Annotated in this window: 24 protein-coding genes; 8 read left to right on the top strand and 16 right to left on the bottom strand. The window is 73.2% G+C overall.

Annotation, left to right across the window (positions count from 1 at the left end; translation table 11 throughout):
- Nucleotides 1–13: 13 nt before the first annotated feature.
- From Val02_RS06310 to Val02_RS06300, 3 genes are all read right to left on the bottom strand, one after another.
- Entirely contained in the window at nucleotides 14–421 is a 408-nt protein-coding gene (locus Val02_RS06310; RefSeq protein ID WP_203897925.1) for a hypothetical protein, read from the bottom strand.
- Nucleotides 422–432: 11 nt separating this feature from the next.
- Entirely contained in the window at nucleotides 433–1,131 is a 699-nt protein-coding gene (locus Val02_RS06305) for a hypothetical protein (protein WP_203897924.1), read from the bottom strand.
- Between the two features lie 102 nt (nucleotides 1,132–1,233).
- Nucleotides 1,234–1,827: a CG0192-related protein gene (locus Val02_RS06300; RefSeq protein ID WP_203897923.1), complete on the bottom strand. Its 594-nt coding sequence runs from the start codon at nucleotides 1,825–1,827 to the stop codon at nucleotides 1,234–1,236.
- Between the two features lie 38 nt (nucleotides 1,828–1,865).
- Here Val02_RS06300 and Val02_RS06295 point away from each other — a divergent pair, with 38 nt between their 5' ends.
- The 5 genes from Val02_RS06295 to Val02_RS06275 all read left to right on the top strand — a co-directional run bounded on the left by Val02_RS06295 (nucleotide 1,866) and on the right by Val02_RS06275 (nucleotide 8,831).
- A complete protein-coding gene (locus Val02_RS06295; RefSeq protein ID WP_203897922.1) occupies nucleotides 1,866–3,845 on the top strand; it encodes an SGNH/GDSL hydrolase family protein in 1,980 nt (659 codons plus the stop codon).
- 68 nt (nucleotides 3,846–3,913) lie between these two features.
- A complete protein-coding gene (gene nhaA, locus Val02_RS06290; protein ID WP_203897921.1) occupies nucleotides 3,914–5,182 on the top strand; it encodes a Na+/H+ antiporter NhaA in 1,269 nt (422 codons plus the stop codon).
- Between the two features lie 79 nt (nucleotides 5,183–5,261).
- Nucleotides 5,262–6,026 carry an LppU/SCO3897 family protein gene (locus Val02_RS06285; protein WP_203897920.1) on the top strand — a complete coding sequence of 255 codons (765 nt, stop codon included), beginning with the start codon at nucleotides 5,262–5,264 and terminating at the stop codon, nucleotides 6,024–6,026.
- A gap of 40 nt (nucleotides 6,027–6,066) precedes the next feature.
- Nucleotides 6,067–8,370 carry a molybdopterin oxidoreductase family protein gene (locus tag Val02_RS06280; protein ID WP_203897919.1) on the top strand — a complete coding sequence of 768 codons (2,304 nt, stop codon included), beginning with the start codon at nucleotides 6,067–6,069 and terminating at the stop codon, nucleotides 8,368–8,370.
- Between the two features lie 2 nt (nucleotides 8,371–8,372).
- Entirely contained in the window at nucleotides 8,373–8,831 is a 459-nt protein-coding gene (locus Val02_RS06275; protein ID WP_203897918.1) for a hypothetical protein, read from the top strand.
- 37 nt (nucleotides 8,832–8,868) lie between these two features.
- On the opposite strand, the gene Val02_RS06270 is transcribed toward Val02_RS06275, so the two are convergent.
- Complete coding sequence (locus tag Val02_RS06270; RefSeq protein ID WP_203897917.1) at nucleotides 8,869–9,912, bottom strand: helix-turn-helix transcriptional regulator; 1,044 nt, start codon at nucleotides 9,910–9,912, stop codon at nucleotides 8,869–8,871.
- Between the two features lie 106 nt (nucleotides 9,913–10,018).
- On the opposite strand from Val02_RS06270, the gene Val02_RS06265 reads away from it, so the two are divergent.
- A complete protein-coding gene (locus Val02_RS06265; protein WP_203897916.1) occupies nucleotides 10,019–10,957 on the top strand; it encodes a quinone oxidoreductase family protein in 939 nt (312 codons plus the stop codon).
- A 32-nt stretch (nucleotides 10,958–10,989) separates the two neighbouring features.
- Here the strand turns inward: Val02_RS06265 and Val02_RS06260 are convergent, their stop codons facing one another.
- From Val02_RS06260 to Val02_RS06235, 6 genes are read right to left on the bottom strand one after another with little or no spacing between them, the layout of a single operon-like run.
- Nucleotides 10,990–12,771, bottom strand: a complete 1,782-nt coding sequence (locus Val02_RS06260; protein WP_203897915.1) for a thiamine pyrophosphate-requiring protein — start codon at nucleotides 12,769–12,771, stop codon at nucleotides 10,990–10,992.
- Between the two features lie 22 nt (nucleotides 12,772–12,793).
- The gene (locus Val02_RS06255; protein WP_239152464.1) at nucleotides 12,794–13,873 is read right to left on the bottom strand and encodes an amidohydrolase family protein; all 1,080 of its coding nucleotides are present in this window, start codon (nucleotides 13,871–13,873) and stop codon (nucleotides 12,794–12,796) included.
- On the bottom strand, nucleotides 13,861–15,207 hold the full coding sequence (locus Val02_RS06250) for a type I glutamate--ammonia ligase (protein ID WP_239152462.1): 1,347 nt from the start codon (nucleotides 15,205–15,207) through the stop codon (nucleotides 13,861–13,863). Before Val02_RS06250 ends, Val02_RS06255 begins: the two co-directional genes overlap by 13 nt.
- Before the next feature lie 59 nt (nucleotides 15,208–15,266).
- Entirely contained in the window at nucleotides 15,267–16,286 is a 1,020-nt protein-coding gene (locus tag Val02_RS06245) for a WD40 repeat domain-containing protein (RefSeq protein WP_203897914.1), read from the bottom strand.
- The gene (locus Val02_RS06240) at nucleotides 16,210–17,688 is read right to left on the bottom strand and encodes a hypothetical protein (RefSeq protein WP_203897913.1); all 1,479 of its coding nucleotides are present in this window, start codon (nucleotides 17,686–17,688) and stop codon (nucleotides 16,210–16,212) included. Before Val02_RS06240 ends, Val02_RS06245 begins: the two co-directional genes overlap by 77 nt.
- Complete coding sequence (locus tag Val02_RS06235; protein ID WP_239152460.1) at nucleotides 17,681–18,367, bottom strand: ABC transporter ATP-binding protein; 687 nt, start codon at nucleotides 18,365–18,367, stop codon at nucleotides 17,681–17,683. The genes Val02_RS06240 and Val02_RS06235 overlap by 8 nt, the downstream gene beginning before the upstream one ends.
- A gap of 101 nt (nucleotides 18,368–18,468) precedes the next feature.
- Here Val02_RS06235 and Val02_RS06230 point away from each other — a divergent pair, with 101 nt between their 5' ends.
- Nucleotides 18,469–19,131 (top strand): response regulator transcription factor, encoded by a 663-nt coding sequence (locus Val02_RS06230; RefSeq protein WP_203897912.1) that lies wholly within the window; start codon nucleotides 18,469–18,471, stop codon nucleotides 19,129–19,131.
- Nucleotides 19,128–20,219 (top strand): sensor histidine kinase, encoded by a 1,092-nt coding sequence (locus Val02_RS06225; RefSeq protein ID WP_203897911.1) that lies wholly within the window; start codon nucleotides 19,128–19,130, stop codon nucleotides 20,217–20,219. The genes Val02_RS06230 and Val02_RS06225 overlap by 4 nt, the downstream gene beginning before the upstream one ends.
- Nucleotides 20,220–20,244: 25 nt before the next feature.
- On the opposite strand, the gene Val02_RS06220 is transcribed toward Val02_RS06225, so the two are convergent.
- The 6 genes from Val02_RS06220 to Val02_RS06195 form a co-directional block, all read right to left on the bottom strand.
- Entirely contained in the window at nucleotides 20,245–20,508 is a 264-nt protein-coding gene (locus tag Val02_RS06220; protein ID WP_203897910.1) for a PspC domain-containing protein, read from the bottom strand.
- A gap of 121 nt (nucleotides 20,509–20,629) precedes the next feature.
- Nucleotides 20,630–21,145, bottom strand: coding sequence for a sigma-70 family RNA polymerase sigma factor (locus tag Val02_RS06215; protein ID WP_203897909.1), 516 nt, complete (start codon nucleotides 21,143–21,145; stop codon nucleotides 20,630–20,632).
- Nucleotides 21,146–21,220: 75 nt separating this feature from the next.
- Complete coding sequence (locus tag Val02_RS06210) at nucleotides 21,221–21,841, bottom strand: response regulator (RefSeq protein WP_203897908.1); 621 nt, start codon at nucleotides 21,839–21,841, stop codon at nucleotides 21,221–21,223.
- Nucleotides 21,838–23,016, bottom strand: a complete 1,179-nt coding sequence (locus Val02_RS06205) for a sensor histidine kinase (protein WP_203897907.1) — start codon at nucleotides 23,014–23,016, stop codon at nucleotides 21,838–21,840. Before Val02_RS06205 ends, Val02_RS06210 begins: the two co-directional genes overlap by 4 nt.
- Before the next feature lie 11 nt (nucleotides 23,017–23,027).
- Complete coding sequence (locus Val02_RS06200) at nucleotides 23,028–23,759, bottom strand: ABC transporter permease (protein ID WP_203897906.1); 732 nt, start codon at nucleotides 23,757–23,759, stop codon at nucleotides 23,028–23,030.
- On the bottom strand, nucleotides 23,756–24,661 hold the full coding sequence (locus Val02_RS06195; RefSeq protein WP_203897905.1) for an ABC transporter ATP-binding protein: 906 nt from the start codon (nucleotides 24,659–24,661) through the stop codon (nucleotides 23,756–23,758). Before Val02_RS06195 ends, Val02_RS06200 begins: the two co-directional genes overlap by 4 nt.
- Nucleotides 24,662–24,745 lie beyond the last annotated feature (84 nt).

Below are 24,745 nucleotides of genomic sequence, written 5' to 3'. Positions count from 1 at the left end.
CGCGGAACGGGCGCTACAGGTTTTTCTCCAGGAGCTGCTGCAGCCACTTGGCCCGGTCGTCCTCGTGGTCGATGTTCGCGTCGCCGCGGTGGTCGATCGTCAGCACGCCGTCGGCGAACGAGAACCCGGTCTCGCTCGCGTACGTGTAGGTGTTGCGCACGACGATCCGGCTCAGCCCCTCGCGCAGCGCCTCGATGCCCAGGTCGTCCACGGTGATCGCGGTGAGCGCGCGCACCAGCGGCCCGAAGTAGACCCGGGCGAACAGGTCGGTGTACTGCTCGTGGAACTCGTTGTTCGCCAGCTCGGACCACTCGACGTCGACCGGCACCGGGAAGTGCGCCGCCTCGTCGAGCTTGCTCTTCCAGCCGGGGAACTCCTCGGTGCGGAACCTCTCCGCCGCCCGACGTTCGGCCAGTCCCATGCGAAATCCCTTCAGAGCACGGATTCGATTCCCCGCGTGACCTCGTCCGTGAGGTGGCGGGGCAGCGCCGCGATCAGGTCCACGGCGAGCGTGAGCCCGTCCGGCCCGCGCCGGACGGTGAGGGGTTCCCCGGGCCGGTGCGCCAGCCGAACGGCCCCGACCGCCGCCCACGCCTGCCGGCCGAGCGCGTCGGCTCGTACCGCGTCGGCGGCCGTGCGGACGGCCTCCAACACGGCCGCGAGGTTGGCGAGCGCCTCCGGGGTGTCCGGACACGTGTCCCAGTCCGGCCGCAGCGGGAGTTCGGCGGTCGGCGCGTATCGCCGGCGCAGCGCGAGGCGGGTGACGGGTTCGCCGGTGACGGGTGCGGCGAGCGTGCCGCCGCTCAGCACGTCGCGGTGCTGCTCCGCCTCGAGCACCCCGACCGCCACGACCGAACGCACGCGCACGTACAGCGCCTCGTCCGGCGGCCGATGGCGTTCGGCGGGAAGGCCGAGCACCACCACCTCGTCGGTGCGCTCGACGCCGACCCGGATCAGGCGCCCGGTCTCGACCTGTCCCGAGGCGAGGCGCAGCCGAACGACCGGCCGGCCGGCGATCTCGGTGTCCGCGCACGCGGCCGCGAGGGCGCGCAGCACCGAGTCGGGTGCCAGCGGGGCGGCCCGCGCCCACAGGCCCCCGGCCGGCGGCGAACCGGTGTGCGGCGCGGTCATAGCGCGGGACTGTAGCGGCGCGGCCGCCCGGTCAGGAGAAGGACGGCCCGGATGACATCGGACGGTGCAACCACCGTCCGATGAGGACGGTCGACGGAGGGCTCAGAGGCGGCGGCCGTAGACCAGCGCGACCGGCTCCTCCTGCCCCGTCCAGGTGCCGGTGAGCACCGCACCGGACAACGCGCCGGCCGGATCGAGGCGGCGCACCACGAGCAGTTCCAGCCCGTCGACCACGAGGGTGACACCGTCCACATCGGACGGAAGCGCCGTCCCGGGCTCCCCGACGGCGATCTCCAGCGACGACGGCCGGTACTCGCGCACGCCGTTCTCCTCGAAGTACTCGCGGGCCTGGCCCTCGCCGGTGCGCACGGCACGGGCCAGCGCCGCCGCGTACACCGGGTCGCCGGCCGCGTCGTAGATCCACCGCTTGCCCAGGACGGAGTGCTCGGAGGTGCCGACGAGCCAACGTTCGGCGTCCGGCAGCGGCGCCGCCCGGTAGGTCTGCGGCACCTGGTAGACGGCGTCGCCGCCGCGGGTCAGCGTCGTCTCGACACCCACCTCGCCATCCGGGTCGTCAAACCGGTACGAGGCCACCCGCCCGATCGGACCACCGGCCCACCAGTCCTGCCGGGGCAGCCAGTCCGTCATCAGTTCGAGCTTCGTCGGGCTCAGCGTGGCCCGGTGCAACAACGCCATCGCCCCATCGTAGGTCCGCAACCGGACAGCCTCGGACGGTGGAACGGGATCGCGTCGGGCCGCGCGGCGGTGGGACCGTTCTGGGCATGGTCGACAGGTACGGTCCGCTGCGCCGCACGATCTGTTTCGCGGTCGCCGTCATCGTGTTGCTGTTCCTCGCCCGTGCCGGGGTGCCGACGCCGGTGACGCAGCTGGCGTTCGTGGTGTTCATCGCGATGGCCACGCTGTGGGTGCGCGGCCAGTACGTGGACAGCCTCGACGACCATCGACAGTGGACTGTGCCGGCCCCGGCCGGTCTGGCGCTCGCCGCCGTCGCCGCGGTGTGCCTCGCCCTCTTCGCGTTCACGCACCGGGGCGGGCTCGGTGTGGTGGGGGCGCTGGCGTTCTATCTCGCGGCCGGCGCGGGCGTGAGCGCGGCCCGGCAGCACGAGGAGCTGCGCGTCGGGCGCCTGCGGGTGCGGCCGCTGCCGTGGGCGTCGCGGATCGCGGTCGCCGGCGCGGTGCTGCTGGTGCTCGGTGTGCTCGCGCTGCGGTTCGTCGGGCAGCCGCTGGTCGGGGCGCTGCTGATCCTCGCGGCGGTGCTGGTGCTGCTGCCGCCCGGGCTGGCGGTGCTCGCCGAGCGGGCGATCCGGGCGCTGTGCGAGCGGCCGCGCCCGTGGATCGGCCCGACCGGCGCGGCCGTGTTCGTCGCGGCGGCCACGGTGGCGTACCTGCTCGCCGGCTCGTGGTGGGTGCCGGCCGCGCTGGTCGTGCTCGGGTTGTCGGTCGTCGCGCTGGTCTCCAGCACCCAGGCCGAGATCGCCATCGTCCTGGCCGTCGTGGCGCTGATGGGGATCACGCCGCCGCACGAAGACGTTCCCCCGGAACTGCGCCCGGGAACGGCGGACCCGGCGGTGATCGCGATGGGCGACTCGTACCTGTCCGGGGAGGGCGCGTCGACCTACTTCGACGGCACAGACGAGGGCGGCCGCAACACCTGCCACCGCTCGCCCACGTCGTGGGTGGCCCGCGCCGCGGTCGAACTGGACTGGCGGCTCGCGTTCCTCGCGTGCTCCGGCGCCCGTACCGAGAACATCATGCCGAGCGGCACCCCGTCGGACGTCTACCCCGACCCGGAGCCCCAGCCCGGCGAGGACGGCACCCAGCTCGACCAGGCCGCCCGCTTCACCGCCCCCCGGATGGTCGTTCTCAGCGTCGGCGGCAACGACTCGGGCTTCGTGACGATCAGCCTCATGTGCATAGCCCCCGGCACCTGCACCGACAAGGAACGCCTCTGGACCGACGCGCTCGCCCAGCTCGGCGCGCGGCTCGACGTGATGTACCGGGCGGTGAACGCCGCCTTCCCCGACACGCCGGTGGTCGTGGTGCCGTATCCGGAGCCGATCGCCGACAACCCCCGCTGCGACCAGGTCGCGTTGAACCCGTCCGAACGGGCCTTCATCCGCCGGTTCGCGACGAGCCTCAACGACACCGTGCGGGCGGCGGCCGACCGGGCCGGCTTCTTCTTCGCCGAGCCGATGCGGCACGCGCTGCGCGACGCCCATCTGCAGCTGTGCGACCCGGACAACCGCAACCGCCCCGGCCTGAACTTCCTCGCGCTGCGCTCGGTCAGCGGCATCGCCGAGCAGCGGTTCAACCCGGCGAACTGGCTCAACAACAGCCTGCACCCCAACGAACGCGGCCACGCGGCGCTGCTGCGCGCCTTCCGCACCTGGTACGCGGCGCAGCCGATGCCGGCCCGCAGCGGGGCGGGCGCCGCGCAGGCCACCCGGGCGGAGCCGCGCGACGTCACCCCGTGCGGCCTCTTCGCGCTGACCGGCGACGGGTGCCGGGCGCAGGGGCAGCGCTGGGCGGTCCGGCAGGTCGGACAGATGCTGCTGCAGTACGGGGTGCTCGGGGTGCTCACCGCCGGGGGCGCCTTCGCCGGCGCGGTCGGCCTGTTCGCGTGGCGCCGCAGGCACCGGGTCGGGGCCCGCGAAAAGGTCGCCTACCGGGAAAACGGGCCCGCTCCCCGGTAGGCTGTCGGTCAGGTGTGCCGGGAAGTCTGGTCGGCGGTTGAGTTCACGCTGCCTGCCCGAGGAGCCCGATGCCGCGCCGCACTCCCCTTCTCACCCGTGGATCCTGGCCCGAGGTCAGCCGGATCGGCGAGATCCTGCGCACCGAGACGATCGGCGGCGTGTTCCTGCTGGTCGCGGCCGTGCTGGCGCTCGGCTGGGCCAACTCGCCGTGGCAGCGCGGGTACCACGACCTGGCCGCGCTGCGGGTCGGCCCGGCGGCCTGGCACCTGGACCTGACGCTCGCCGCGTGGGCCTCCGACGCGCTGCTCGCGATCTTCTTCTTCCTCGCCGGTCTGGAGCTGAAGCGCGAGTTCGTGGCCGGGGACCTGCGCGACCCGCGCCGCGCGGCGCTGCCGGTGATCGCGGCCGTCGGCGGGATGGCCGGCCCCGCCGGGATCTACGTAGCGGTGCACCTGGCCCGGGGATCCACCGACGCGCTGGTCGGCTGGGCGGTGCCGACGGCCACGGACGTGGCGTTCGCGCTGGCGGTGCTCGGCGTGATCAGCACGCATCTGCCGGCGGCGCTGCGGACGTTCCTGTTGACGCTGGCGATCGTCGACGACCTGCTCGGCATCCTGGTGATCGGCATCTTCTACACCGACGGCCTGCGGCCGCTGGCGTTCCTCCTGGCGCTCGTGCCGGTGGCGGCGTTCGCGGTGGTGCTGCGGTGGCGCGGGCCGGTGCGCCTGCTGCTGCCGGCGCTCGCGGTGGCGGCGTGGTTGCTCGTGCACGAGTCGGGTGTGCACGCCACGATCGCCGGCGTCCTCCTCGGGTTTGCGGTCCCGATGTCCGACATGGAACGGGCGGAGCGGCTCGAACACTTCTGGCGGCCGGTGTCGGCGGGCTTCGCGGTGCCCGTGTTCGCGTTCTTCGCCGCCGGCGTGACGGTCGTCGGTGCCGGGTCGACCGGTGTGCTCAACACGATCACCGTGTCGGTGGTGCTGGCGCTGATCCTGGGCAAGACGGTGGGCGTGCTGGGCTCGACCTGGTTGATGCACCGGTTCACCCGGGCGCAGTTGTCACCGGACCTGGGCTGGTGGGACGTGGTCGGGGTGTCGGTGCTGGCCGGCATGGGCTTCACGGTGTCGCTGCTGATCGGCGAACTGGCGTTCGGCACCGGCACCGCGCGCGACGCGCAGGCGAAGGTCGGCGTGCTGATCGGCTCGCTGCTCGCGGCCGTGCTCGCCGGGGTGATCCTGCGGCTGCGCAACCGCCGCTACCGCGCCCTGTGCGCCGTCGAGGAACTGGATCTCGACGGCGACGGCATCCCCGACGTCTACCAGACCGAAAAGCCCTGACGCGGGCCCCGGACCAGGTCGCGCATCGCTCGACAGGTGTGGATACACTCCTGCGCGGACCAACGGGGGGTGTCCGACCATGACTTTTCCGCCGTCACAGCCGGGCCGTGACGATCAGCCGCACGACAACACGATGGACTCGCTGCACACCTACTTCGGCCCGCAGCAGAGCCAGCAGCCGGGGCAGTACTTTCCGCCGCCGGGCGACCAGTCGGCGCAGTTCCCGCCGCCGACCGGCCAGTTCCCGCCGCCGGGCGGCCAGCCGGGGCAGTTCCCGCCGCCGGGCGACCCGTTCGGGCAGCAGCAGCCGGGCGCGTTCCCGGGGCCGCCGTACAACGCGCCGCCGCCGCAGCGGCCCGGCACCAACAGGGCGAGCCTGACGCTCGCCCTCGTCGTCGTGCTGCTCGTGGTGGCGTGCTGCGGCTACGGCGGATACCGCTCGTTCGGCGGTGGCGACGACGACAAGCCGAAGAACACGGCCGCCGCCGGCTCCACCCCGACGGCATCGCCGACGTTCAGCTACGCGCCGCCGTCGCTGCCGGTGTCGCCGACCCCGGCGCGCCCGTCGACCAGCCCGCCGCCGCCCTCGCCCACCAAGCCGTCGCTCGACGACGTCAAGGAGGGCGGCTGCCTGCACAACAACGGCAGCGACCAGGACCCGGACATGATCCCGGCGGACTGCGTCAAGGGCAACTACAAGGTGCTCAAGCGCCTGTACGGGACGATCGACCCGACACCGTGCCAGAACGTGTCGGGCTACAACACGCACTACACCGTCACGTACTACCGCAACGGCATCATGCAGGTCAGCTCGTCCTACGTCTTCTGCATGAAGAAGCTCTGATCCACGAGTAAGCCGGCGGCCGCCGGGTAAGGCGGCCGCTATGGCCGTTTCGGACGGGACCGAACGCATCCGCGATCCGTGGGGGGAACGCACCCCGTACGGCCCGGGCGAGAGGTGGCCGATCCGGGTCGACGAGAACTGCCCGGCCGGCGTGGACGCCTGGTTCCGCTCCGCCTCGGTCCTGCACTCCAACGGCGACGCCATGGACATCGGGGTTCGGGACGGGCGGATCGTCGGGGTGCGGGGCGTGGCCACCGACCGGGTCAACCGCGGGCGGCTCGGCCCGAAGGACCTCTACGGCTGGCGGTCCGTGCACAGCCCGGACCGGCTGACCCGACCGCTCGTGCGCGAGGGCGACCGGCTCGTCGAGACAGACTGGGACACGGCGATGGGCCGCATCGTCGAACGTTCGAAGCAGCTGCTGGCGAGGCCGGGCGGCTGGGGGCGGTTCGGGTTCTACACCTCCGGCCAGCTCTTCCTCGAGGAGTACTACACCCTCGCGGTCATCGGCAAGGCCGGCCTCGGCACGCCGCACATGGACGGCAACACGCGCCTGTGCACCGCGACCGCCGCGGCCGCGCTGAAGGCGAGCTTCGGCACCGACGGGCAGCCCGGTTCGTACACCGACGTCGACCACTGCGACGCGATCGCGCTCTGGGGGCACAACGTCGCCGAGACGCAGACGGTGCTGTGGGCGCGGATGCTCGACCGCAGGCGCGGCGGCGCGAGACCGGCCATGCTCGCCGTCGACCCGCGCACCACGCCCGTCGCGCGCGAGGCGGACGTGCACCTCGCCCCGCGTCCCGGCACCAATCTCGCTCTGGTGAACGGCATACTGCGGCTCATCATCCACAATGGACAGTCCGATCCGGCGTATGTGCGCGCGCACACGATCGGGTTCGAGGAGCTGTGCCGCGTCGTGGACTCCTACACACCCGCACGGGTGGCCGAGATCTGCGACCTGCGCGCCGCTGACCTGGAACGCGCCGCGGAGCTGGTCGGCGGCGCGTACCGGCTGCTCTCGACCGTGCTGCAGGGCTTCTACCAGTCCAACCAGGCGACCGCCGCCGCGTGCGCCGTCAACAACCTGCACCTGATCCGCGGCATGCTCGGCCGCCCCGGCGCCGGCCTCTACCAGATGAACGGCCAGCCGACCGCACAGAACACCCGCGAGACCGGCGCCGACGGGGACCTGCCCGGGCTGCGCAACTGGGCCAACGCCACCCACATCAGGCAGCTCGCCGAGCTGTGGAACGTCGACGGGACGACCATCCCGCACTGGGCCCCACCGACGCACGCGATGCAGATCTTCCGCTACGCCGAACAGGGTTCGATCCGACTGCTCTGGATATCGGCGACGAACCCGGCGGTCTCCCTCCCCGAACTCGCGCGGATCCGGCGCACGCTCTCCTCGGCGGACCTGATGGTGGTGGTGCAGGACCTGTACCGCACGGAGACCACCGAACTGGCCGACGTCGTGCTGCCGGCGGCCGGCTGGGGCGAGAAGCTCGGCACCTTCACGAACGCCGACCGCACCGTGCACCTGAGCGAGAAGGCCGTCGAGCCGCCCGGCGAGGCCCGCGCCGACCTCGACATCTTCCTCGACTACGCGGCCCGCATGGACTTCCGCGACCGGGACGGCCGGCCGCTGATCGGCTGGCGGGACGCCGAGGGTGCGTTCGAGGCGTGGAAGCGCTGCTCGGCCGGACGGCCCTGCGACTACACCGGCATCACCTACGAGAAGCTGCGCGCCGGCACCGGCATCCAGTGGCCGTGCACCGCCGACCGCCCCCACGGCACCGAACGCCTCTACACCGAGGGCATCTTCCACACCGACCCGGACTACTGCGAGACCTACGGGCAGGACCTGTCGACCGGGGCCGAGCACACCGCGCAGGAGTACCGCGCCAAGGAACCGCGCGGACGCGCCTTCCTGCACGCCGCGCACTACCGGCCCGCGCCGGAGGTGCCGGACGAGGAGTACCCGTTCATGCTGACCACCGGGCGCACCGTATACCACTTCCACACCCGCACCAAGACGGCCCGCGCGCCGGAGCTGAACGCCGCCGCCCCCGACGTGTGGGTGGAACTGCACGCCGACGACGCCGCGCGGCTCGGCATCGGCGACGGCGACCGGGTGCGCGTGACGTCGCCGCGCGGCGAGATGTTCGCTCCGGCGCGGATCGCCGACGTGCGCCCCGGCACGGTGTTCGTGCCGTTCCACTACGGCTGCTTCGACGCCCCCGGCCGCGTCGCCGCGAACGAACTGACCGTCACCGCGTGGGATCCGGTGTCCAAGCAGCCGCTGTTCAAGGTGGCGGCCGTGCGGATCGGGAAGGGGTAGCCGTGCACCTGGCCCACTATCTCGGCCTGCTGCACCGTTCGCAGAACGCGCTGGCGGAGGCGTTCCGTCAGGTGGCCGAGGACCACAAGGAGGAGCCGGACATCTTCCACCTGTGCCACGACCAGGCACGGGTCTGCGACGCGCACGCCGGCCGGCTGGAGCCGTTCGCCCGCAGGTACGCCGAGGACGCCCCCGACGAGCCCGAACGCCTCCACTCCGAGCTGTTCCGCGGCACCCGCACCGGCGGCCTCGGGCTGCTGCGCGACCTGCAGGACCTGTACCTGATGGCCGCCGAGTGCGACATCTGCTGGACGGTCGTGGCGCAGGCCGCGCAGGGCGCCCGCGACCGCGAACTCCTTGCCGTGACGTCCGAGTGCGGACCGGAGACCGCGATCCAGCTCTCCTGGCTGCGCGGCCGGATGAAGCAGGCCGCCCCGCAGGCACTCGTCGTGGCCGACTGACGGCCGCGGCACCCGGCCCCGCGTACGGCAGGTGCGCCTATCCCGCGGCAACGGTCCGGAAGCCGCCGTCCAGCATGCGCGCCACCAGTTCGCCCCGGCTCCGCACGCCCACCTTCGCGAAGATCGCCTTCAGGTGGTCCTGCACGGTCGCCGTGGTGATGAACAGCCGGCCGGCGATCGTCCGCGAGGAGGCGCCGCTGATGACCTGTTCCAGGACGGCCCGCTCGCTGCGGGTCAACGCGTACGCGAGTTGCAGGATCTCGATCACCTCGGCGGTCGGCGCCGGGGCGATGAGAACGGCGATGGACGCCGGGCGGTCGCCGGTGAGGGGTGACGCCTGCACGGAGATCCACCGTCCCGACCGGTCCCGGACGCGCCCGTAGGCCGCGGACTTCTGTGCCCGCGCGGCGACGTCGAGGACGGCGATGGGTAGTCCCGACGAACCGAGTTCCTCGATCCACCGCTGCGCGGCCGGATTCGCGGTGACGAGCCGGAGATCGTGGTCGAGGACGAGCACGCCCGCGTCGGCGGGACCGCGTGCGGCGCCGGTCGCCGGACGGTGCGCGGCGGTACGAAGCGCCGCGCCGATCGTGGCGGACAGCCGCTGCAACAGCGCGGCATCGGCCGCGGAGAAGGTGGGTCGCCGGCCGCCGCGATACAGGGACATGCCGCCCCAGCACAGCCCGCCGACCACGAACGTCGCGCGTAGCTCGTCCCGGGCGTCGATGAGCGGCATCAGTGCGCGGTACCGGTGGCTGCGCCGCGGATTCCCACCGACGGCCACGCTGAGTACGCCGGCACGCACGTCGGCGCGGGCCAGCGCGGCGAACTTGAGAACGTCGTCGACCAGATACTCGTTGTGCGCGGCGGCCGTGGCCGCCTCCGGCGGGATGCCTTCGGTCACGTGGCCGGTCACGAGCAGCGTCGACGGGTCCATGGTGCCGAAACAGAAGGCATCGGCATTGAGCCGACGCGACAACCGGGCACCGATGCGGCGCTGCAACTGCGCGGAGTCGAGGTCCATCCGGCACAGGTTCTCGACGTCGCGCACCGCCTCGCGCTCGACGGATGATGATCTCACTCGTCGCACGCTATCCCACAATTGTGGGAGGGCCCTTCGCCTGCCGTTTTTCTAGCCTGGTCCGGTGCCCGAGCCGGGGCCGCCGACCAGGAATCGAGGAACGCGCATGAGCGTGGCAATCGTCGCCACGAAGCCGGGAGCGCCGGTCGCCGTAGAAGCCGTCGAGGTGGAGGTACCGGCTCCCGGGCCGGGTGAGGTCACCGTCGACGTACGCGCCGCCGGCGTCAACCAGGCCGACTTCCTGGCCTGCCTCGGCCCGCTCGCGAACGCGCCCCTGTTCCCGGCGCATCCGCTCGGATACGAGGTCGCCGGAGTGATCTCGGCGATCGGCCCCGACACCGCCATCGCCTCGGGCGGGGGCGCCGTCGGCGATCCCGTGCTGGCCTTCCGGACCGTCGGCGGATTCGCCGAACGGGTCACGATCCGGGCCGATGACGTCTACCGGAAACCGGACACCATCGACTTCCCGGAGGCCGCGAACCTCCTGCTGTGCGGAACGTCGGCGGCGAAGATGCTCCGCGTCACGGAGGTCGCCGCCGGTGACACGGTGCTCCTGCACGCCGCGTCGGGCGGCATCGGGGTCAGCATCCTGCAACAGGCCCGGATGCTGGGCGCGCGGGTCATCGGCACCTGCGGCGCGGACAACGTCGAGGTGGTGCGGCGGTTCGGTGGCGAGCCGGTGGAGTACGGCGACGGGCTCGAGGCCCGCGTGCGGGAACTGGCGCCGGACGGAGTCCAGGTCGCCCTGGACTGCGCGGGCACGGACGAGGCGTTGGACGTCTCGTTCGCGCTGGTGCGAAACCGGCGGCGGGTCATGACGTGCGCGGCGTACCCGCGCGCGTTCGACGAGGACATGGAGTTTTCGATCGGCACCTGGCCGGCGGCCCGGGAGCGTGCGGCGCGAGCCGACATCATCGCCCTCGCCGCGGCCGGCTCGCTGGTGGTGCCGATCGCCGGAACGCATCCCCTGTCGGCTGCCGGGGACGTGCTCAACCTCCTCAGCGGGCGCCATCCGGGTGGCGGGAAGCACGCCCTCGTGCCCTGACCGGGAAGCGGTCGCGCCCGAGCCCGCGCGGGTCAGAAGCCTTCGTCGGCGCGTTCGCGGCGGAGGTGGGCCAGGGCGCGTTCGGCCAGCGGGCCGGGCTCCGACCGCAGGGCGTCGAGCATCGGGGCGATCTTCTCGTCCGGCTGCAACGGGGGCAGCAGCGGGATCGCCGGATCCACCCAGGCGTCGATCACCATCGGGCGGTCCGCCGCGAACGCCTCGTCCCAGGCCCACTCCAGTTCGTCCACTGTGGAGACCCGCGCGCCGCGCAGGCCCAGCAGCGCCGCCCACTCGGCGTAGCGCACATCGGGCAGGTCCTGCGAGGCGGCGAAGCGCGGTTCGCCCTCCGTCTCGCGCTGTTCCCAGCTCACCTCGGCCAGGTCGCGGTTGTTGAGCACGCACAGCACGAAGCGGGGGTCGGCCCAGTCCCGCCAGCGCGCGGCGACCGTGATGAGTTCGGCGAGGCCGTTCATCTGCATCGCACCGTCGCCGGCGAGGGCCACCACCGGCCGGTCGGGACGGGCGAGCTTGGCCGCCAGCCCGTACGGCACCGCCGAACCCATCGACGCGAGCGTGCTCGACAGGTGCGCCGGCACGCCGGGCGGGAGCCGCAGGTGCCGGGCGTACCAGTAGGTCACCGAGCCGACGTCGACGGAGACCTGGGCGTCGGCGGGCAGGCGGTCGTTCAGGGCGCGGATGACGCCCTGGGGGTTGAGCGGCTCGGCCGGCGCGGTGGCGCGCGCCGCGGCGATCTCGTGCCAGCGGCGGACCCAGCCGGTCACCTTCTCCCGCCACTGCGCGTTCTCGCGGGGCTTCACCGCCGCCAGCAACGCCCGCAGCGTCGTGGCGGCGTCGCCGAGCAGCGGCACCTCGACGGGGTAACGGATGCCGAGCCGCCGTCCGTCGATGTCGATCTGTACCGCGCGGGCCTGCCCCGGCGCCGGGTAGAACTCCGTCCACGGGTCGTTGCTGCCGACGATGAGCAGGGTGTCGCAGGCGCGCATCAGTTCGGCCGACGCGGTCGTCCCGAGGTGGCCCATCACTCCGCAGTGGAACGGCAGCCGCTCGTCCAGCACCGGCTTGCCGAGCAGGGACGCGGCGACGCCGGCGCCGAGGCGTTCGGCCAGCTCGACGATCTCGTCGGCGGCGCCGTATCCGCCCTGACCCACGAGCACGGCAACCCGTTCCCCCGAGGAGAGAAGCTCGGCGGCGGACCGCACGTCGTCGGTGTGCGGGACCACGACGGCGGCCCGGAGCCCGGGTGCGGTCGCCACGACGCCGTGCTCGTGCGCGCCCGGATCGGGCGCGGGCGCGGTCTGCACGTCGTGCGGCAGGATCACACAGGTCGGACTGCGGGTCGCGAGCGCCGCCCGGAACGCCCGGTCCAGCAGCATCGGCACCTGCGCCGGATCGTGCGCCGCCTGGACGAACTGCGCGCACACGTCGCCGAACAGCCGCACCAGGTCGATCTCCTGTTGGTAGGCGCTGCCGAGCACGGACTGCATCTGCTGGCCGACGATGGCGACGACCGGCTTGGAGTCGAGCTTCGCGTCGTAGAGGCCGTTGAGCAGGTGCACCGCGCCGGGCCCCTGGGTGGACAGGCACACGCCGACGCCGCCGGTGTACTTGGCGTGCCCGACGGCCATGAACGCCGCCGTCTCCTCGTGCCGCGCCTGCACGAACGCCGGCTCCCCCGCGCGCCGCAGCGCGCCGATCACCCCGTCGATCCCGTCCCCGGAATACCCGAAGACGCGGTCGACCCCCCACTCCCGCAACCGCTCCACCACAAGATCGGAGACCGTCCGCTCGCCCATGGCGGCCACCTACCCCCGATCGTCAGCCGTACACCCGGCGCGCGTTGCCGGACGTGAGCCGCTCCTCCAGACGGGCCGCGTCGGCCGCGGACAGCGCGTCGTCCGCCCGCCACCCGTCGAGCAGCTTGCGCAGCCCGTGCCGGAACTGCTTGACCCCGACCAGGTACAGCTCCGGCAGCAGGTACGCGTCCGTGGAGAAGAGCACCTTGCCGAAGGGTGCCAGTTCGAGGAACTCGCCCAGGACCGCGTCGCCGCGCACACCGAGGTGGCCGATCGTCAGCCCCAGGTCGACGTGCACCCGCGGGAACACCTGCGCCAGCCAGCCCGCCTGCCGGTGGTACGGGTAGCAGTGCAGCAGCACGATCGGCGGGCCGTTCGGGTCCAGCGCCGCGAGGAACGGCTGCAGCAGCGCGGGATCGGCGTGCCGCAGCGCCAGGACCCGGTCGCCGAACCCGGTGTGCAGTTGCAGCGGCAGCCCGAGGTCCACACCCGACCAGAGGATGTGCCGCAGCAGCACCGGATCGGTCAGCCGACCCCGGCCGCCGCGCAGCCACTCCCCCGCGGCGCGGGTCACCTCGGCGGCCGACGGGCGCTCGGGCGGGATGTGCAGGCCGTGCCGGTAGGCGATGATCGACTTCACGGCCGCCGCGCCGCGGGTGCGGGCGTGCAGCGTTTCCGCGAGGGTGGACGCGAAGTCGCCGGCGCCGCAGTCCATCAGCTCGGCCACCCGTTCCAGCCGGACGACCTCGCGCACGCGCGCGCCGCAGAGCTGGGCGAACGTGCGGTCGTCGACGAGGTCCGCGCGATCCAGGCCGGTGTCGACGAGGAGTTCGGTCAGGCCGGCCGCGTGCATGAGCGTGCCGGTGGCGGCGCGCCAGCCGTACGCGGCGCGGCGTTCCAGGTACTCCTTGACCGGGGCGTGCGCGGGCAGGCCCAGCGCCGGGGAGCACCAGCGCCGCACCGCCAGGCCGAGCTGGCCGTCCACATAGGACACTCCCGCCGGCGCGGGCAGGTCGGCCTCGGTGCAGGCGCGTTCGAACGCCGCCCGGTCGAGGTCGCCGGCGAGGACCCGGTGGCAGTGCGCGTCGATCAGTGCCGCCATCGGGTCGCCTCCACGATGCCCTGCGGCTTCAGGCCGGCGAGCGCGGCGGCCTCGGCGGTACGCACCGCGCAGTACGCGTCGAGCAGTTCGGGGCCGAAGAGGGTGGGCAGGACGTCGTCGGCGCGCAGCGCGGCCACCGCCTCGGGCAGGCTCTGCGGGAGGCGTTGCGGGCGCCGGCCCTCGGGCAGCGTCGCGGGGTCGACGGTCACCTCGGGCGGCAGGGTCTCGCCGCGCCCGTGGGAGGCCGCGGCGATCGCGGTCACGGCGGCGACCACCAGATAGGGATTCGCGGCGCCGTCCACGCACTTGAGTTCGGCGTTCGCGGCCACCTCTCCTTCCCCGGTGGAACCGGTGACGAGGCGCAGCGCCGCTTCCCGGTTCTCCCGGCCCCAGCACTGCCACGGCGCGGCCCACCGCTGCGGCTGCAGCCGGAGGTAGCTCGCGACGTTCGGGGCCCCGACGGCGGTGAACGCCGGCAGCCGCCGCAGCACGCCCGCGAGCACCGATTCGCCGTCGGCGGTGAGCCCGTGCGGCCCCTCCCCGCCGCTGAACAGCGCCCGCCCGCCGGCCCGCACCGAGAAGTGCAGGTGCTGCCCGTTGCCGACCTGCCCGGCGACCACCACCGGCGCGAACGACACCCGGTAGCCGTGCGCCTTGGACACGGCGCGGATCGTCTGGCGCACCAGGACGGCGCGGTCGGCGGCGCTCACCGGGTCGGTCGCGCCCACCGACAGTTCGAGCTGTCCGGGCGAATACTCCGGATGGAACTGGTCGACCGGAACGTCCTGCGCGTCGAGCGCCGCGTGCAGGTCGTCCAGGTAGGCGGAGAGTTCGACGACGCGGGACATCCCGTAGGCCGGCCCCTCCCCGACCGGGAACCCGTCTGCGGTGCCGAGGAACCACTCGACCTCGAACGCCATCCGGAACTCGAGCCCGTGCCGGGCGGCGTCGGCGAGGGCCGCGTGCGCGACGGCCCGCTGGCAGCCCGGGTACACCGCGCCCTCCTGGGTGAGCCGGTACACCGGCGCCCACGCCCACCCCGGCTGGGCGGCCAGCACGCTGAGCCGGTCGAGGTCGGGCATCAGCCGCAGGTCGCCGACGGGACCGCCGGCGCGCGTACCGCCCGCGACGGAGTCGTCGACCAGGAACGCGTCGAAGACGGGAGACATGCCCACGCCCCAGGCGGCGGCGTGCGACAGCCGTTTGACCGGCACCGCCTTCACCCTGGTGATGCCGGCGTTGTCGACCCAGGTGAGCGCGACCTGTCGAACGCCACGGGCGCTCAGGTCGGCGGCGATGTGTTCGGCGCGCTCGGCACGCTGTCGTCGGTCCACAACAGACAGTGTCCCGGGAACGGGGTCGTCCCGCGGCCGAACCGCCCCTGGAAAAACACCTACCGGTCGCCGGCCGGCGGGAGCGTCCACAGCACCACGGCGTCCCCGCCGGCCGGCGGTTCGTCCGGGTACAGCGGCACCACGGCGCTGCCGCCGGCGGCGAGGAACCGCCCGTCGGGGCTGAACGCCACGCACGGCGCGCCCCGCGTCGGCACGGCCAGCGGCGCACCGACGGCCCGCCCGGTGGCGGTGTCGAGCAGGCCGACCACGCCGCCCGGACAGCCCAGCGCGAGCAGCGCGCCGTCGGGGCTGAACGCCGCCGCGTGCGCCGGCCCGGGGGTCTCGAAGCGCAGCGGCTCCCACAGCAGCACGCCGCCGCCCGAGGAACGGCACGCCGCCACCCGCCCGTCCGGGGCGAGCGCCACCGCCGTCAGGTTGCGCAGCGGTTCGTCGGCCCAGCGCGCGAGGGTCTGCCGCGCGGCGGTGTCCCACAGGCGCATGCCGCCCTCCGGATCGCGCGCCGCGAGCAGCCGGCCGCCGGTGCCGAACGCCGCCACCTCCCCGGCCGGGCGCAGCACCTCGAACGCGTCGCCGCCGTACCAGTCGCCGAGCCACAGTTCGTCCTCGGGCGGGCGGGTGAACGGGTCGTCCTCGTCCTCGAGCGTGCCGTAGTCCGGGGTCGGCTGCAGCGCCACCCGCAGCGCACCGCCCGCGTCGAACGCCATCGCCTCGACCGGGCACATCAGCTCCCCGCCGGCCGGCCACCGTTCGCGCAGCGGCGCCGCCGGCCGCCGACCGGTGCTGACGCCGGCCGCCACGTCCCACACCTCGATCTCGCCGTCCCACCAGACGGATGCCGCCAGCAGCCGCCCGTCGCCGCTCCACGCCAGCCGCCCCACGCCGGCGTCGAGCCCGGTCAGCGGCCGTCCCGCGCGCCGTCCCGCGGCGACGTCCCACAGCTGCACGTCGTGCGTGGTGTCCGCGACGGCCAGCGTCGCACCGTCAGGAGCGAACGCCAGCGCGGTCACGTCGCCGCCCAGCTCCGTCCGCAGCGGTCGTCCCCACAGGTCCACTCCCATTCGGCGTTACATCCTGTTCCATCGGGCGCCCGTCACCTTTCCGCCCGGCGCGGATGCGGCCGCGCCACCAGACGAACGCGACGACCGCCGCCGTCGCCACCAGCCAGGCGGTGAAGCGCACCTCGCCCGGCGGGTCGATCCGGTTGTCGGCCCGCGCCATCGGCACGAACTGCGGCAACGAGGTGCCGAGCAGGTCCGCCATCCGTTGCAGGGGCGCGTTTCCGCCGTGCGAGTTCCACCGGAAGCGCTCCAGCGGATGCACGTCGGACAGGGCGGACATCGTGAAGGCGTACGCGACTGCCGCCTCGATCGCGTAGAGCGTGCCGGGCAGGCGCCGCAGCACCACGGCGACGTAGTAGGCCAGCGGTGGGACCACAGTGGACAGTAGCCGCCCGGGCGGGCTGAAACCGGCGTGCCAGCTCGGGAACGTCGAGATCAGGATCGTGTAGGGCACGGTCGTGGCGAGCAGGATCGCGTTGGTGTCGCGGTGCGCGCGGTTCAGGCAGAGCAGGATGCCGGCGACGGCGAGCACGACGACGGGGAAGTTCGACAGCATGCCGAAGCGGCCGTCGAAGGCGAGGAAGAGCAGCCCCCGGTCCGGAGAGAGACGAAACAGGCCGTCGTCGAGCGCACCCGTGTTGCCGGGCGCCGGGCTCAGCGACCGGTACATGATCATATTGAACGTCTCCTGCGCGCCCACCAGCGCCGTCATCGGCACCAGCGCCCACAGGTACGGGGCCCGCCGCCGCCCGACAGCCGTCCAGATGCGCCACGAGAACAGCACGGCGAACGTCACCGGGAAGATCGCGTAGCGGCCGTGCACCCAGGGCAGGTACCCCACGCCGGCCGACGCGAGCGCGAACCGCCACGGCCCGGCGTCCCACCCCTTGAGCGCCACCCGCACGGCGTAGAGCACGACGAGCGTGCCGACCGGCTCGACGAACAGCATCGACGCGTACACGTACACCGTCGTCCCGAACGTCATCGCGACCGTCACGACGCCCGCCGTCCACACCGGCATCCGCAGGTCCCGCAGCAGCCGGAACATGTGCCACACCGTCGCCACGGCACACAGCCACGTCACCAGGTGCGCGCCGGCCCGCCCCGCCACGGCGAACGGCAGCGCGATCAGCAGCGGCAGTCCCACGTTGTGGAACGGCACCGCCCGGCCGTCGACCACGCCCACGTGCGGATCGATCTCGGTGGCGTAGTACTCCCAGTAGTCCCTGTGCAGATACACCGGCGTCGGGTCGAACGAGTGGTACTTCACCAGCGCCTGCGCCAGCGCCAGATAGTGCGGCTCGTCGCCCATCGGCAGGGCCGGCAGCCGCAGCCGCACGGCCACGAAGAAGACGATGCCGGCGAGCACGGTGATGCCGGTGAGAACGCGACGCTCAGTCATCGGCGACCGCTCCGTCCGACACGACGATCCCGTCGGCGATCTCCACGCGGCGGGGCAGGGCGGCGGCGACGTCGCGATCATGAGTAATCAGGACGACGGTCGTGCCGGCGCCGTTGAGCCCTGTGAGAAGTTCCATGACGGCGGCGCCGGACGCGGAGTCGAGATTGCCGGTGGGCTCGTCGGCGAGCAGCAGCGGCGGGTCACCGACGACCGCGCGGGCGATCGCGACCCGCTGCTGTTCGCCGCCGGACAGTTCGTGCGGCCGGTGGTGCGTCCGGTGGCCCAGCCCGACCCGCTCCAGCGCGGCGGCCGCGCGCTTGTGCCGTTCCCGCGAGGAAACGCCGGAGTAGAGGAGACCGTCCGCGACCGCGTCGGCGACGACCACCCCCGGCGTCAGGTGGAACTGCTGAAAGACGAACCCGATCGTCCGGGCGCGCAGCGCGGAGAGCGCGCGGTCGCGCAGCGTCCCCACGTCGTGACCGTCGATCCGCACGGTGCCGGAGGTCGGCCGGTCGAGCGTGCCCACGAGGTTCAGCAGCGACGACTTCCCCGACCCGGAGCGCCCCACCACCGCCACGGCCTCGCCGCGACCGACGGTCAACGAGATGCCGGCGACTGCCCGTACACCGCCCGGATACTCCCGGACGACGTCCTTCAGCTCGACCAGTGGATCTTCCATGGTGCGGCAGTCAACAGATCCGTCCGTGCGGCCACGGTCAGCGTTCTCCTGACGGAATCCTTATCACCGGGATGGCAAGCTCACCCCGGGAGGGATGTGCAATGCGGGTGCTGGTGGCCGAGGACGAACGGCTCATGGCCGACACGATCGCGCAGGGGCTGCGGCGCCAGGCGATGGCCGTGGACGTCTGCTACGACGGCGACGCCGCGCTGGAACGCCTCAGCGTCAACCGGTACGACGTGGCCGTGCTCGACCGGGACATGCCGGGGCGCACCGGCGACGAGGTGTGCCGGTGGCTGCTCGCCCAGGGCGGCGCGACGCGGGTGCTGATGCTGACCGCGGCCGGCGGGATCAGGGACCGCGTCGAAGGGCTGGGCCTGGGCGCCGACGACTACCTGACGAAGCCGTTCGCCTTCGCCGAACTGGTCGCCCGGATCCAGGCGTTGGGCCGGCGCTCGGCCCCGGCGCTGCCCCCGGTGCTCGAACACGACGGCCTCGTGCTCGACGTGGGCCGGCACACGGCCACCCGGGACGGGCAGGTGCTGGTGCTGACGCCGAAGGAGTTCGCGGTGCTGCACGTGCTGCTGCGCGCCGCCGGGCAGGTGGTCAGCGCCGAGGACCTGCTGGAGAAGGCGTGGGACGAGCACACCGACCCGTTCAGCCACGTCGTGCGTACCACGGTGATGACGCTGCGCCGTAAGCTCGGCGACCCGCCGCTGATCCACACGGTGCCCCGTGCCGGTTACCGGTTAGGCGCATCATGAACCTCGGGACACCGCGCCGGCGGATGCTGGCCGTCTGCATGATCACGCTCGGGCTCGGTTACCTGCTGCGGATGTTCGCCTACAGCATCCCGCAGACGCCGACGACGGTTCGCCTGCTCGACGGGATCTGCCCGCGGGACGCCTCCGTCGTGGGGCCGCTCTGCGAGCGGGTGCAGGATGAGGGGTTCTGGGTCGTCCCGTTCCTCGCCGCACTGCTCGGCGGCGCGGTGCTGATGTTCGCGGTGCTGCCGTGGCTGGTGGCGTGGGCGTTGCGCCCCGTGCACGACCTGGTGCCGATGGTCGACCAGCTCGGCCCGCAGAACCTGGGCCACCGCCTGCAGATCCTCGGTGGCGACGACGACGAGTTCGCCGAGCTGTGCCGGGCGGTCGACGAGATGCTGGACCGCCTGCAGGCCGGCTACGAGGGGCAGCGCCGGTTCGCCGCGAACGCCTCCCACGAACTGCGCACGCCGCTCGCCGTGCAGCGCACCCTCGTCGAGGTCGGCATGACCGAACATCTCACCGAGGAGCAGCGCGCCCTGCTGACCTCTCAGCTGCTGCGCACCAACGAGCGCAACGAACGCCTCGTCGAGGGCCTGCTGGTGCTCAGCGAGGCCGACCAGGGGCTGGCCGTGCGGCTGCCGGTGCGCCTCGACGAGATCGCCGCCCGCGTGATGTCCACGCACCGCGGCCGCGCCGAGGACGCACAGATCGAGCTGACCGCCAGCCTGCGGCCCCGCGTGGTGCAGGGCGAGGACGTCCTCCTCGAACGCCTCCTCACCAACCTGGTGCAGAACGCCATCAAGTACAACTACAAGGGCGGCGAGGTGCACGTGGCCGTGGGCCGCGCGCCGGCGCTGGTCGTGGTCAACACCGGCGAGCCGGTGCCGCCGGACGCGGTCGACGAGCTGTTCGAGCCGTTCAAGCGGCTGGGCGGGGACCGGATCGACCACAGCGGCGGCGCCGGGCTGGGGCTCGCGATCGTGCGCTCGATCGTGCGGGCCCACGGTGGGACCGTCTCGGCGTCCGCGCCGGACACCGGCGGGCTGCGGATCGAGGTCCACCTCCCGGACGGAGGCCCGGACTAGCCAGCAGATCGGGCGGAGGCCCGGACTAGGCGGCCTTGACGGCGGGGTCCTCGACCGGGGTCGTGGGCGCGTGCTCGGGCGCGTCGGAGGGCATCAGCACCCACAGCGCGGGGTAGAGCAGGACCTGCGAGCCCGGGAGCACCCACAGCAGCGCGGTGCCGGCGATGCGGGCCGGCCAGGGGTCGAGACCGACGCGCCGGCCGAGTCCGGCGAAGACGCCGCCGAGCACCCCGCCCTCGGCGGGACGGGTGAGTCCGAGGCGACGGAATTCGTCGTGGATGGGTTTCATGGTCTGCTCTTTTCCCTTCGGGATGCGGATGTTCCGTTGGGAAAAGTCTGCGCCGTCGGGGGTGTCGGACGCCTCCAGGCAAACCCCGGATCGGCACCGGAGCCGTTCTCCCCGAGCCGTCTCAGGGTCGCCCGCCGGCCCGTTCCAGGAACTCGCGCACGGTCCGCAGGGCGTAGTACGAACGGGACCGGACGGTCCCCTCGGGCACACCGGTGCTCGCCGCGACGTCGGCCACCGACGCGTCCTCGTAGTAGAGGCGCACCAGGACGGTGCGGTGCTCCGGGCTCAGCCGCCGCAGCGCGTCGTCGAGCAGCTGCCGGTCCAGCACGCACTCGAGCACGTCCGCGGCCACCGGCACCCGCCCCGGGTCCAGGTCGCCGACCTCCGGCGGCCGGGCCTGGCGGGCCCGCAGCGCGTCGATGGCCAGATTGCGGGCCACCCGGAACAGCCACCGCCGCTGCGCGTCCCCGTCCGGCGGCAGCTCGTCCAGGTTGCGCCAGGCGCGCAGCATCGTCTCCTGGAACAGGTCCTCGGCGGCCTCCTGCCGGCCGTCCACGAGGCGCAGCAGGAACCGGTGCAGCGGTGCGGCGTTCGCGGTATGGACCGCGCGCATGCTGAATTCACCGGCCGTAGTCATCGGCGGGACCGTACCGAGCGTGGGTGTCCGGCCCGCCGCCGCGCGCGGCCGTACCGGCCAGTTCTAAGTGTTTGCCTAGGTAACCAGCCCCCGGCGGAACGCCTCCGCGACGGCGCCCGCCCGGTCGCGCACACCGAGCTTGTCGTAGATGTGCAGCAGGTGCGTCTTGATGCTCGCCTCGCTGATGAACAGCGCCGCCGCGGCCTCCCGGTTGGAGGAACCGTCGGCGACGAGGCGCAGCACCTCCAGTTCCCGCTTGCTGAGCGGCCCCGCGGTCGGCTTGCGCACCCGGCCCATGAGCCGCCCGAGGACGGCCGGCGCCAGCACCGACTCGCCGCGCGCGGCGGCCCGCACGGCGCGCAGGAGCTCCTCGACCGGGGCGTCCTTGAGCAGGTAGCCCGTCGCGCCGGCCTCGATCGCCGGCAGCACGTCCGCGTCCGTGTCGAACGTCGTCAGCACCAGCACCCGCACGTCGGGCGCCTCGGTGGAGAGCGTGCGGATCGCCGACACGCCGTCGACGCCGGGCATCCGCAGGTCCATCAGCACCACGTCGGGCCGCAGGGCGAGCGCGCGTTCGACGGCCTCGCCGCCGTGTGCCGCCTCCCCCACGACGTCGAACCCGTCCGCCCCGGCGAACGCGCCCCGCAGCCCGTCCCGCACGATGGGATGGTCGTCGACGATCAGCAGCCGGATCACGGGGCCGGCACCGTGGCGTTCAGGGCGGTGCCCTCGCCGGGCGCGCTCTCCACGACCAGCGTGCCGGCGACCCGTTCCAGGCGTTGGCGCACGGTGCGCAGGCCGAAGCTCGACGCGTCGACCGCGTGCGGGTCGAAGCCGACCCCGTCGTCGCGCACGTCGAGCATCACCGCATCGTCCATGTAGGACAGTGTGACGGCCGTGCGGGTGGCGGCGGCGTGGCGGGCGACGTTCGCCAGGGCCTCCTGCGCCACCCGGAACAGGGTGATCTCGACCTCCGTCGGCAGCGTGCGCGGGTCGCCGGTGGTTCGCGCCCGCGCGGGGACCCCGCACCCCGCGGACCAGCGCGCGGCGAGGGCCCCGAGCGCCTCCGGCAGCCGCGCGTCGTCTAGTTCGGGCGGGCCGAGCGCGGCCACGGAACGGCGCGCCGCCGCGAGGCTCTCCCGCGCCAGCGCGATCACCTGCCCGGTGTGGTGCCGCCGGCGCTTCTCGTCGGTGGTGCGTTCGGCCGCCTGCATGTGCGTGATGATGCCGGTGAGTCCCTGGGCGAGGGTGTCGTGGATCTCCCGCGCCATGCGTTGGCGTTCGTCGGTGACGCCGGCCTCCCGGGCCTGGGCGAGCAGTTGCGCGTGCAGGCCGGCGTTCTCGGCGAGGGCCGCCTCGAGGCGCGCGACGGTCTGCCGGCGTTCCTCGCCCTGCACGTCGAAGCGGCGGCTCAGGTAGCCGAACCAGCCGATGACCGCCGTCTGCAGCACCACGATCGTCAGCGCGAACACCAGCCACTCGACCGTGTCCGGAAAGCCGAACGGCAGCAGGTTCATCACCGCGGAGTGCGCGAAGATACTGACGAACCCGGGTATCGGCGGCAGGAGTTCGTAGGCCTGCACGAAGCCGAGGATCGCGAAGACGAAGAAGATGGGCTGCCGCATCACGAGCACGGCCATCAGTCCCAATTGGACGGTCACGTAGCCGGCCATCCAGAGGACCCGGTCGCGTGGGGCCCGCGTGTACATGCCGAAGATCCACCCGGCCGTCCCGGCGACGAGCGCGGCGGTCGTGAGACGTTCCCCCGGAGTCTGTCCGGCGGTGAGGAGGGCGAGGGCGGCACCCACGCCGAGCAGGACGTAGGGCAGCGGCTCCAGGATCCGCCGGTGCAGGCGCCGCGGGTCCGTCATGGCACCCAGATCTACCAGCGGAACAGCCTGATGCCCAGCGCGACGGTGACGCCCGTGTACGCCAGCAGCACCAGCACGCCCTGCCCGGACGGCCAGTCCCCGTCGGTGGTGTCCCGCAACGCCTGCACCGCCACGCCCAGCGGCGTCAGGTCCCCGAGCCGGCGCAGCCCGTCGTCCATCACCTCGCGCGGCGCCCACACCCCGGCGAAGAACATGAACGGGAAGAAGAGCAGCGCGCCGATCCCGCTCGCCGCCTTGCTGCTCGGCACGACCGCCGCCACCAGCAGCCCGACGCCGAACATCGCACCCGCCGCGAGCAACGCCGCCACCGCGAACCCGAGCGGCCGCCGCGGCGGCGCCACGTCGAAGCCGACCGCCGCCACGGCCACCAGCGCCGCGATCGTCACGACCAGCGCCCCCAACTGCACCACCAGTTGCGCGACGAGCACCCGCGCCGGCCCGATCGGTGTGGTCGACAGCCGCCGCAGCACACCCCGTTCGCGGTACTGCGCGAGGAAGAGCGGCGTGCCCCACAGCGCCATCGCGGCGATCCCCATCGCGATCAGGATCGGCACGTACAGGTCGATGACGCGCAGTCCCCCGAGGCCCGGATCGGCCCTGCGGAACACCGGCACCGAGCCCATGGCGACCAGGATCACGATCGGGGTGAGCACGCTCCACAGGTAGCCGTTCGGCTCGCGCAGGAACAGCTTCAGCTCGACGGCGACGAGTCGGCGGGTCACCGGTTCCGCCTCGTCAGCGCCACGAACGCGTCGTCCAGGCTGGCCTGTTCCACCCGCAGCTCGGCGGCGATGATGCGGTGCCGCGCCAGGACCGCCGTCACCTCGTGCACGAGATTGCCGGTGCCCGTCACGACGACCTGACCGCCGTGGTGCGCCACGTTCGTCACCTCCGGCAGCCCGTCCAGCAGCCCGTCCGGCAGCGGGGTGGTGGGGCGGAAGCGCATCCGCTGCTCGGCGTCCACAGTGGACACCAGCGCGGCCGGGGTGCCGGTGGCGACGATCCGGCCGGCGTCGATGAGGGCGACGCGGTCGCAGAGGCGTTCGGCCTCGGCCATGAAATGCGTGACGAGCACGACCGTCACGCCCCGGTCGCGGAACGTCTCCACCAGGTCCCACGTGTCGCGCCGGGCCTGCGGGTCGAGGCCGGTGGTCAGTTCGTCCAGGACGGCCACGCGCGGGTTGCCGACGAGCGCGAGCGCGATGGACACCCGCTGCCGCTGGCCGCCGGAGAGCTTGCCGAAGCGGGTGTTCCGCTTCGCGTCGAGGTCGAGGTCCGTGAGGAGTTGCCGCCAGTCGGCCGGATTTCGGTAGAACGCCGCGTAGAGGCGCAGCGCCTCGGCGACCGTGATGCGTTCGGGCAGCGCGCTCTCCTGCAGCTGCATGCCGAGCACGTGGCGCAGTTCCTTGCGATCGGTGCGCGGGTCGAGGCCCAGCACGTCGATCGTGCCGCCGTCCGGCACCCGCAGGCCGGCGACGCACTCCACGGTGGTGGTCTTGCCGGCGCCGTTCGGGCCGAGGATGCCGAAGATCTCGCCCTCCTCGACGGCGAACGACAACCCGTCCACGGCCACGTGCGAGCCGTACGTCTTGCGCAGCCCGTTCACGGTGATAGCACTCGGCATGGCGTCCAGCGTGGCGCCCCGCCCGCCGCGGCGGATCGCCCGTCGAGCGGATCGTGCGGTGGAGCGCCGGCATCAACCGGTCGG

The organism is Virgisporangium aliadipatigenens (genome assembly GCF_016863615.1).
Classification (GTDB): Bacteria; Actinomycetota; Actinomycetes; order Mycobacteriales; family Micromonosporaceae; genus Virgisporangium; species Virgisporangium aliadipatigenens.
This window is presented reverse-complemented; position numbering and strand designations above follow the sequence as displayed.

Bases quoted from the DNA above. Each gene is read 5' to 3' on its own strand.
- Val02_RS06310 (WP_203897925.1), bottom strand. From the start codon at position 421: ATGGGACTGGCCGAACGTCGGGCGGCGGAGAGGTTCCGCACCGAGGAG.
- Val02_RS06305 (WP_203897924.1), bottom strand. From the start codon at position 1,131: ATGACCGCGCCGCACACCGGTTCGCCGCCGGCCGGGGGCCTGTGGGCG.
- Val02_RS06300 (WP_203897923.1), bottom strand. From the start codon at position 1,827: ATGGCGTTGTTGCACCGGGCCACGCTGAGCCCGACGAAGCTCGAACTG.
- nhaA (WP_203897921.1), top strand. From the start codon at position 3,914: ATGCCGCGCCGCACTCCCCTTCTCACCCGTGGATCCTGGCCCGAGGTC.
- Val02_RS06285 (WP_203897920.1), top strand. From the start codon at position 5,262: ATGACTTTTCCGCCGTCACAGCCGGGCCGTGACGATCAGCCGCACGAC.
- Val02_RS06280 (WP_203897919.1), top strand. From the start codon at position 6,067: ATGGCCGTTTCGGACGGGACCGAACGCATCCGCGATCCGTGGGGGGAA.
- Val02_RS06265 (WP_203897916.1), top strand. From the start codon at position 10,019: ATGAGCGTGGCAATCGTCGCCACGAAGCCGGGAGCGCCGGTCGCCGTA.
- Val02_RS06260 (WP_203897915.1), bottom strand. From the start codon at position 12,771: ATGGGCGAGCGGACGGTCTCCGATCTTGTGGTGGAGCGGTTGCGGGAG.
- Val02_RS06255 (WP_239152464.1), bottom strand. From the start codon at position 13,873: ATGGCGGCACTGATCGACGCGCACTGCCACCGGGTCCTCGCCGGCGAC.
- Val02_RS06245 (WP_203897914.1), bottom strand. From the start codon at position 16,286: ATGGGAGTGGACCTGTGGGGACGACCGCTGCGGACGGAGCTGGGCGGC.
- Val02_RS06240 (WP_203897913.1), bottom strand. From the start codon at position 17,688: ATGACTGAGCGTCGCGTTCTCACCGGCATCACCGTGCTCGCCGGCATC.
- Val02_RS06235 (WP_239152460.1), bottom strand. From the start codon at position 18,367: ATGGAAGATCCACTGGTCGAGCTGAAGGACGTCGTCCGGGAGTATCCG.
- Val02_RS06230 (WP_203897912.1), top strand. From the start codon at position 18,469: ATGCGGGTGCTGGTGGCCGAGGACGAACGGCTCATGGCCGACACGATC.
- Val02_RS06225 (WP_203897911.1), top strand. From the start codon at position 19,128: ATGAACCTCGGGACACCGCGCCGGCGGATGCTGGCCGTCTGCATGATC.
- Val02_RS06220 (WP_203897910.1), bottom strand. From the start codon at position 20,508: ATGAAACCCATCCACGACGAATTCCGTCGCCTCGGACTCACCCGTCCC.
- Val02_RS06215 (WP_203897909.1), bottom strand. From the start codon at position 21,145: ATGACTACGGCCGGTGAATTCAGCATGCGCGCGGTCCATACCGCGAAC.
- Val02_RS06205 (WP_203897907.1), bottom strand. From the start codon at position 23,016: ATGACGGACCCGCGGCGCCTGCACCGGCGGATCCTGGAGCCGCTGCCC.
- Val02_RS06195 (WP_203897905.1), bottom strand. From the start codon at position 24,661: ATGCCGAGTGCTATCACCGTGAACGGGCTGCGCAAGACGTACGGCTCG.